Genomic DNA, 8,974 nt, shown 5'->3' on the forward strand with positions numbered 1-8,974 from the left:
CACCAAGAACAACGAAGGAGCTTGAACACCATGGCCGAACGCGTCATCCTCGCCTATTCCGGCGGACTCGACACCTCCGTCGCCATCAGCTGGATCGGGAGGGAGACCGGCAAGGAGGTCGTCGCTGTCGCCATCGATCTCGGTCAGGGCGGCGAGGACATGGACGTCGTGCGTCAGCGTGCACTGGATTGCGGTGCAGTCGAATCCGTCGTTGTCGATGCTAGGGACGAGTTCGCGGAGGAGTACTGCCTGCCGACTGTGCAGTCCAACGCGCTGTACATGGATCGGTACCCGTTGGTTTCGGCTATCAGCCGACCGTTGATCGTCAAGCACCTCGTCGAGAGCGCGCGGGCGCACGGCGGAACCGTTGTCGCACACGGGTGCACAGGTAAGGGCAACGATCAGGTTCGGTTCGAGGTCGGCTTCAACACTCTCGCCCCCGAGCTCGAGGTGCTGGCGCCGGTCCGCGATTATGCGTGGACCCGAGAGAAGGCGATCAAATTTGCCGAAGAGAACGACATCCCGATCAACGTGACCACCAAGTCGCCGTTCTCGATCGACCAGAACGTCTGGGGCCGTGCGGTCGAAACCGGATTCCTCGAAGATCTGTGGAACGCGCCGACCAAGGACGTCTACGACTACACCGAGGATCCGACGGTCAACTTCCAGGCCCCGGACGAACTGATCGTCTCCTTCGACAAAGGTCGTCCAGTCGCGATCGACGGCCGTCCGGTTTCGGTACTCGAAGCGATCCAAGAGCTCAACACTCGCGCGGGCGCGCAGGGTGTCGGCCGCCTCGATGTCGTCGAGGATCGACTCGTCGGCATCAAGAGTCGTGAGATCTACGAGGCACCGGGAGCCATGGTGCTCATCCGCGCGCACGAGGAGCTCGAGCACGTGACCCTCGAGCGCGAACTGGGCCGCTACAAGCGCCACACCGATCAGAAGTGGGCCGAGCTGGTGTACGACGGATTGTGGTACTCGCCGCTCAAGGGCGCTCTCGACACGTTCGTCCAGCACACGCAGGAGCACGTGTCCGGCGACATCCGTCTGGTTCTGCATGCAGGAGGCATCATCGTCAACGGGCGTCGTAGTGGCGAGTCGCTGTACGACTTCAATCTCGCGACCTACGACGAGGGCGACACGTTCGACCAGTCCGCGGCCAAGGGATTCGTTCAGCTGCACGGCCTGTCCTCGAAGATCGCAGCGAAGCGGGACCTGGGCCTGTGACAACTTCGGACAGCGCACACGGAACCAACGAAGGCTCGCTCTGGGGCGGCAGGTTCGCATCCGGGCCGGCCGCGGCGATGGCGGCTCTGAGCAAGTCGACGCACTTCGACTGGGTACTTGCGCCCTACGACATCCGAGCATCGATGGCGCATGCGCGCGTGCTGAACGGTGCCGGACTGCTCACCCCACAGGATCTCGAGACCATGCTCGACGGTCTGCAACGCCTCGCAGACGATGTCGACTCGGGTGCATTCGCAGCAGCGGAGACCGACGAAGACGTGCACGGTGCTCTCGAGCGCGGGCTCATCGACCGTGTCGGACCCGAGGTCGGTGGACGGCTGCGTGCAGGCCGATCGCGAAACGACCAGGTGGCGACGCTGTTCCGAATGTGGCTGCGCGACGCGGTTCGCCGGGTCTCCGTCGGCGTTCTCGATGTGGTCGATGCCCTGGCAACTCAGGCTGCGGCGCACCCGACGGCGGTCATGCCGGGCAAGACTCATTCGCAGGCAGCCCAGCCGGTGCTGCTCGCGCATCATCTGCTCGCGCACACTCATCCGCTGTTGCGGGACGTGCAGAGGTTCGCCGACTTCGACAAGCGAGCGGCGGTGTCGCCCTACGGTTCCGGTGCGCTCGCGGGTTCGTCTCTGGGCCTGAGTCCGGAGAAGATCGCGGCCGAGCTGGGATTCGAGTCGTCCGCCGAGAACTCGATCGACGCCACGTCCTCGCGTGACTTCGCTGCGGAGGCCGCATTCGTGCTGGCGATGACGGCGGTGGATCTGTCTCGGTTCGCCGAGGAGGTCATCTCGTGGAGCACCCCCGAATACGGATACGTGACCTTGGCCGACGCATGGTCGACGGGCAGCTCCATCATGCCGCAGAAGAAGAATCCCGACGTTGCCGAACTGACCCGCGGAAAGACCGGCCGTTTGATCGGAAACCTGACCGGCCTGCTGGCCACGTTGAAGGCGCAGCCCCTGGCCTACAACCGCGATCTTCAGGAAGACAAGGAGCCGGTGTTCGATTCGGTGGCGCAACTCGAGCTCTTGCTCCCGGCGCTCACCGGATTGACGGCGACGCTGGAGTTCCACACCGAACGCATGGCCGAGTTGGCACCGGCCGGATTCACGCTGGCCACCGACATCGCCGAATGGATGGTGCGGCAGGGTATTGCCTTCCGCGTTGCCCACGAGGCGGCTGGAGCGTGCGTTCGGGCGGCGGAAGCGCGGGGCGTGGGTCTGGTCGATCTGACCGATGACGAGCTGGCCGCGATCGATCCAGCACTGACTCCGAATGTTCGCGAGGTGCTCACGGTGGAGGGTTCCATTTCGTCGCGTGATGCTCGCGGCGGCACGGCCGCGGTGCAGGTGGCCCATCAGCTCGGTGGTGTGCGGGCGACCGCTTCGACGCTGCGTGCGTGGGCCGAGGAACCCGTGTTGCAACACTAGGTGAGCAAGGGACATCCACGCCGGTTGACTCGAATGTGATGTGAGAAGCTTTCGTCACGTGAAGACCGATGCCGGTCGTTCCGTCGGGGCCGAACGCAGGAGTGTAGTTGTGGGACTGAATGCAGACGCCGTACGTGGTCCACTGCGCCGTGCCATTGCCACGGCCCAGAACGGTCTCGAGGTCATTCGTCTCGGTGGTCTCGAAACCGAGGTGGACCCGTCGCCGTTCCGGGTGATGGACCGGGAGCCCATGTATCGGTTGCGGCGATACTTCCCCGACGACGTGCCTGCGGATAGTCCTCCGGTGGTGCTCATTCCGCCGATGATGGTGTCCGCCGACGTTTACGACGTCACGACCGATCAGGGTGCGGCCGGGATTCTGCACGGGATGGGCCTGGATCCATGGGTGGTCGATTTCGGTTCGCCGGATACCGAAGAGGGTGGGTGGAGCCGTACTCTCGCCGATCACGTCGTGGCGATCAGTGAGGTCGTCGACAAGGTGCACGAGTACACCGGCCGAGACGTTCACCTCGGTGGCTACTCGCAGGGCGGTATGTTCTGCTACCAAGCTGCTGCCTATCGAGGGGGCCGAAACCTGGCCAGCCTCATCACGTTCGGAGCGCCGGTCGACACGCTGGCCGGGTTGCCGCTGGGAATTCCGGCCGGCGTTGCCACTCGGGGCGCAGAGTTTCTCGCCGACCACGTCTTCACCCGGCTGGCTGTCTCGGGATGGATGGCGCGGACGGGATTTCAGCTCCTCGATCCAGCGAAAACCGTCCGATCCCGCCTGGATTTCCTGCGGCAGTTGCACGACCGTGAAGCGTTGTTGCCGCGAGAACCGCAGCGACGCTTTCTGGCGATGGACGGGTGGGTGGCATGGTCCGGCCCAGCCGTGGCGGAGCTGTTGAAGCAGTTCGTCGTGCACAACCGCATGATGACCGGCGGGTTCGTCATCAAGGACAGATTGTTGACTCTGGCCGAACTGACGGTGCCGGTGCTGGCCTTCGTCGGCGAGGTCGACGACATCGGTCAGCCATTGGCCGTACGCGGAATCCAGCGAGCAGCACCGCGCGCGCAGGTATTCGAGACGACTTTGCGCGCAGGCCATTTCGGCCTCGTCGTCGGCAGTACGGCAGCTGCACAGACGTGGCCGACGACGGGCAACTGGATTCGGTGGCGTGAGGATCTCGGACCGAAGCCCGAGGCTGTCCGTGTGATGGAGCGCGAGGACCACGGAGATTCCGACAGCGGTGTGTCGATCACCAATCGACTGATCCACACGGCGGCCTCGATTGCCGAGGTCGGCGTCGGCGTCGGCCGGGGGCTGGCATCGGCCGCGACCGGCGCGGTACGAGGCACTCGTGAAATTTCGTCCGAGGCCGTGCGGACGTTGCCTCGACTTGCGCGGCTCGGCCAGATGCAGCCGCACAGCCGAGTGTCGTTGGGGCGCTTGATCGCCGAGCAGGGGCGCAAGTCCCCGAACGGCGAGTGCTTCCTGTTCGACGACCGCGTGCACACCTACGACGCGGTCAACGTTCGTATCGACAATGTGGTGCGCGGTCTGATCAGTGTCGGGGTGCGGCCCGCGTCGCGCATCGGTGTTCTGATGGAGACCCGTCCCAGTGCTTTGGCCGCCATGGCGGCCCTGTCCCGAATCGGGGCGGTGCCGGTTCTGTTGCAGCCGGGCAGCGACCTGACTGCCGCACTCCGGACGGTCGACGTCGATACGGTGATCGCCGATCCCGAGAACGTATCGGCCGCAGTACCGGTGACACCGAATGTTCTGGTACTGGGTGGTGGCGAGACCCGCCGACTCGAGATTCCTACGGGGTACGAGGTGATCGATCTCGAGTCCATCGATCCCGACTCGGTGCGCTTACCTCAGTGGTACGAGCCCGATCCTGGCCGCGCTCGTGAACTGGCGATGATCCTGTTCACGACGACCGATCGTGGACTGGAACCCCGATACATCACCAATCACCGCTGGGCGCTCTCGGCATTCGGTACGGCGACCACGGCTGCGCTCGGTCCTGGCGATACCGTGTACTGCCTTGCACCGCTGCACCATTCGGCGGGAATTCTGGTCACGATCGGGGGCGCGCTCGCGGGTGGGTCTCGGATTGCGCTCTCCCGCGGTCTCGACCCCGAGCGATTCAGCGAAGAGGTCTACCGCTACGGCGTGACCGTTGTCAGTTACACGTGGACGATGATGCGGCAGATTCTGGACGACGGTCGTTTCCCGGTCGATTCCGGCCACCCGGTTCGCCTGTTCATCGGCTCGGGCATGCCGGTCGGACTGTGGCGCCGCACGCTCGCTCGGTTCAGCCCGGCTCGGGTGCTCGAGTTCTACGCATCGACAGAGAACGACGTCATTCTTGCCAACGTTGCTGGATCGAAGATCGGCTCGAAAGGTCGCCCCCTGCCCGGCAGTGCCCGGGTTGCCCTTGCGGCCTACGACCCGATCACGGGCAGACTCGAAGAGGACGACGACGGTTTCGTTCGGCAGTGCCGTGACAACGAGATCGGGCTTCTCTTGGGTCGACCGAGTGGCGAGGGCGAGGCGACCAGCCATGTGATGCGTGGTGTTTTCGAGCCTACGGACGCGTGGATTCCCACCGAGAATCTGTTCCGACGCGATTCCGACGGAGATTACTGGTTGATCGACCGCAAGGACACCGTCGTACGGTCGTCGTGCGGTCCGGTCTACACCCAGCCCATCGTCGATGCTGTCGGCGATCTCGACCAGGTCGATTCGGCTGTGGTGTACGGCGTACACGTCACCGGAGATCGCCCGCGGTCGGTTCGTGCCGACGCTGCGGCCACCGAAGTCGCTGTCTGCGCCATCTCGCTGCAGCACGAAGCTGTGATCACCGCTCGTGCGTTGACGGACGCGCTCGGCGTGCTGCTCCCGGCCGAGCGTCCGGCGATCGTGCACGTGGTCTCCGAGATCCCGGTGGGCCGCGCGTACCGACCCAATGCGACGGCGCTGAAGGAAGCGGGCATCCCGACGCCCAGTGCCCGGTCGTGGTTCTACGACTCGGAGTCCAACAGTTACCGCCGTTTGACCAAAGCTGTTGTCGCCGAACATTTTGTGGGTAGGGGCGAGTCCGCCGAAAAGTCCTCCTAGGAGTCGAGCCTGCAGGAGCGGCTCGAAGATCAGGAGTGGAGCCTGCAGGGAAAGGCTCGTTCGGTAGCGTGGTCGAGTACATCACTCCGGCTCGATCGGAGCAGAACGAAGGACACTTGTGGCAATCGATTCGACACTGCTTTCCATTCTCGCGTGCCCGGTGGACAAGGGTTCGCTGTTGCTGGTCGAGGGCGAACTGCTCTACAACCCGCGACTGCGTCGCGCATATCCGATAGAGAACGGCATCCCGGTCCTGCTCGCCGACGACGCGCGCGATGTGGACGACGCCGAGCACGAGTCGATTCTGGCCCGGGCCACCTCGTAAAACTCCTGCTTGCTCGCGGGATCGAGCGGCGTAGTGACGAGTCCGATCCGGTCAGGGTGGCAGCGGTGAACTTCAGGTGTTCGCACAGAACCGGCTGAGGGACCACGACGACCGGCACGAACCGGACGGCTTCATTTTCGGTGCGAGCCAATGCGCCGTACTCCCGACGGGCCTGCAAGTTTCCATCGGATGCCGTAGTCATGGCCCCGTCGGCGCGTTGTCGTCGAGGGCGCAGCATCATGGGTCGGGTGAACGTCGCTGACTTGGAAAGAGCAGGGCCGGACGACGCAGCCCAACGCATTCTCGGGGCAACCGTCCACGCAGGCGAAGTGTCTCTGCGCATCGTGGAGGTAGAGGCATACGGAGGTCCACTGGATGGTCCGTGGCCCGACCCGGCGGCGCACTCCTTTCGTGGTTCGACACCTCGAAACGAGGTGATGTTCGGGCCGGCGGGCCGGCTGTACGTGTACCTGAGTTACGGCATGCACCTATGCATGAACGTCAGCTGCGGTCCGGACGGGACGGCCGCCGCCGTGTTACTCCGTGCGGGTGAAGTCGTGGCCGGTCACGACATCGTCGACAGCAGGCGCGCCGGCCGCAGTCCACGGTCTGCGCGGGTGGAGGCCGGCTGGGCCCGCGGGCCGGGCAATCTCGGTCGAGCCTTGGGCGTCTCGCTGGCGGACAACGGAACGGAACTGTTCGACGCCTCGTCCGCTGTCACCCTCCAGCTACTCCCGCGCCCGATGCCGGAGCAGGCTGTCGCGTCCGGCCCACGTGTCGGGGTGAGTCTGGCAGCTGACCGACCGTGGCGCTTCTGGATTCGTGGATCTTCGGCGGTATCGAGCTACAAACGCAGTCCCCGGGCCGCGGTGCCCGGTGGCCTGGAGGCCTGACCGACGGGTCGATGCGTCGATGCGGGAGGATCGACGTCGTGAGTGAGAACATCATCGACGAAATGACCTGGCGCGGACTGATCGCGCAGTCCACCGATGTGGACGCGCTGAGGAAGGCGACGTCCGAGGGTCCGATCACGCTGTATTCCGGTTTCGATCCGACCGGTCCGTCGCTGCACGCCGGGCACTTGGTGCCGTTGCTCGCTCTCAAGCGGTTTCAGCGGGCCGGACATCGGCCGATCATTCTTGCCGGCGGAGCGACGGGACTGATCGGTGACCCTCGCGACGTGGGGGAGCGGACCATGAATTCTCCCGAGGTCGTCACCGAGTGGGCAACGCGAATTCGAGGTCAGCTGGAGCGTTTCGTCGACTTGGACGACAGCCCCACGGGTGCGGTGGTGGTGAACAATTTGTCGTGGACGGGCGAGCTGTCCGCCATCGATTTTCTGCGCAATATCGGCAAGCATTTCTCGATCAACGTGATGCTCGCCCGCGAGACGGTCAAGAACAGGCTCGAGAGCGACGGAATGTCGTACACCGAGTTCAGCTACATGCTGTTGCAGGCCAACGACTACGTACAGCTTCGCCGTGAGTACGGCTGCAGTCTTCAGATCGGTGGCTCCGATCAGTGGGGCAACATCATTGCCGGTGTGGAACTGAACAGACGCCAGGATGCCGAGTCGGTCCACGCAATGACCGTTCCCCTGGTCACCTCTGCCGACGGCAAGAAGTTCGGCAAATCCACCGGTGGCGGCAGCCTGTGGCTCGACCCGGAGATGACGAGCCCGTATGCCTGGTACCAGTACTTCGTCAATACCGGTGACGCGGACGTCGTGAAGTACCTGCGTTGGTTCACATTCCTTTCGAAAGAGGAGTTGGCCGAACTCGAAGTCGCCACTTCGGAGCGTCCGCACGCGCGCGAAGCACAAAAGCGTCTCGCCGCGGAAATGACCACCCTCGTACACGGGGAAGAGTCGACTCGATCGGTCGAACTCGCCAGTCAGGCACTTTTCGGACGTGCAGAACTGGCAGAACTCGACGAGAAGACTCTCGCCGCCGCGTTGCAGGAAGCATCTGTGGCCGACATCGAAGTCGGTGCTCCGAAGACCATTGTGGATCTGCTTGTCGCCACGGGACTGAGCGACAGCAAAGGCGCGGCTCGGCGTGCGGTCAAGGAGGGCGGCGCATCGGTCAACAACGTCAAGATTTCCGACGAGGACTGGACGCCCACCGCAGACGATCTACTGCACGGACGGTGGCTGGTGGTTCGACGCGGAAAACGGAACTTCGCCGGCGCGCGGATCTCGAGCTAGCTTCGCGCGTTGTCAGTGGCCGGAGTCACATCCATGTAATTTGGTTACGACGCCTGTCAGGTGGGTAATTGGACAGTTGCGACCAGGCTGTTCACACGATTCGCGTGTGGACGACCTGGGGATTTGACGCGTTGTTATCCGGGGCGTAACTTTGTCCAGGTCAGAGCGACACGGACGCCAGCCCAGACCGCAAGGCCTGAGCGAAGCGGAGTTCGCTTTCGACGACATGGAGAGTGGAGCCGCAAGGTTCGACTTCCCTGGATGAGAAGCCAGTTTGACTGTGCTCGATCATCTGATCTAAGCTGGAACGGTTGCCCCGGACATCTACGAGCATCTGCTCGTTGGTGAATGGTGTGTGCGTGTTCTTTGAGAACTCAACAGTGTGTCGATGAATGTCAGTGCCGAAATTTTTGTTTTGGTGAAAGCATTCGATGTATCAGCCATCCGCTTGTGGTGGTTGTTGTCGGGTGTTGTTCGAAAATGCTAGTTGAGTTTTTTTGCTAGTGATTTGACTTGATGTCTTTGACTGATTCGCAATGTCCTGCCTCTTTTCTGGGGTGGGTGTTGTTGTTTCGCAGGTCTTTTACGGAGAGTTTGATCCTGGCTCAGGACGAACGCTGGCGGCGTGCTTAACACATGCA

The 8,974-nt window shown here is 63.4% G+C and carries 6 protein-coding genes and 1 rRNA gene; all 7 read left to right on the top strand.

Annotated elements, in window-relative coordinates:
• The first annotated feature begins 30 nt into the window (after window positions 1-30).
• The gene (locus tag ASG84_RS06795) at window positions 31-1,230 is read left to right on the top strand and encodes an argininosuccinate synthase (RefSeq protein ID WP_057476213.1); all 1,200 of its coding nucleotides are present in this window, start codon (window positions 31-33) and stop codon (window positions 1,228-1,230) included.
• Window positions 1,227-2,675 (top strand): argininosuccinate lyase, encoded by a 1,449-nt coding sequence (gene argH, locus ASG84_RS06800; RefSeq protein WP_057476214.1) that lies wholly within the window; start codon window positions 1,227-1,229, stop codon window positions 2,673-2,675. Before ASG84_RS06795 ends, argH begins: the two co-directional genes overlap by 4 nt.
• 109 nt (window positions 2,676-2,784) lie before the next feature.
• The gene (locus ASG84_RS06805; protein ID WP_057476262.1) at window positions 2,785-5,802 is read left to right on the top strand and encodes an AMP-binding protein; all 3,018 of its coding nucleotides are present in this window, start codon (window positions 2,785-2,787) and stop codon (window positions 5,800-5,802) included.
• A gap of 118 nt (window positions 5,803-5,920) precedes the next feature.
• Window positions 5,921-6,127 carry a Trm112 family protein gene (locus ASG84_RS06810; protein ID WP_032378947.1) on the top strand — a complete coding sequence of 69 codons (207 nt, stop codon included), beginning with the start codon at window positions 5,921-5,923 and terminating at the stop codon, window positions 6,125-6,127.
• Window positions 6,128-6,366: 239 nt separating this feature from the next.
• The gene (locus tag ASG84_RS06815) at window positions 6,367-7,020 is read left to right on the top strand and encodes a DNA-3-methyladenine glycosylase (protein ID WP_082520829.1); all 654 of its coding nucleotides are present in this window, start codon (window positions 6,367-6,369) and stop codon (window positions 7,018-7,020) included.
• 38 nt (window positions 7,021-7,058) lie between these two features.
• Complete coding sequence (tyrS, locus tag ASG84_RS06820; protein ID WP_057476216.1) at window positions 7,059-8,333, top strand: tyrosine--tRNA ligase; 1,275 nt, start codon at window positions 7,059-7,061, stop codon at window positions 8,331-8,333.
• A 582-nt stretch (window positions 8,334-8,915) separates the two neighbouring features.
• Window positions 8,916-8,974: ribosomal RNA gene (locus ASG84_RS06825) — 16S ribosomal RNA — on the top strand; the annotation flags it as partial.

Origin of the sequence: Rhodococcus sp. Leaf278, from assembly GCF_001426085.1 — a bacterium.
In the GTDB taxonomy this organism is placed as follows: domain Bacteria; phylum Actinomycetota; class Actinomycetes; order Mycobacteriales; family Mycobacteriaceae; genus Rhodococcoides.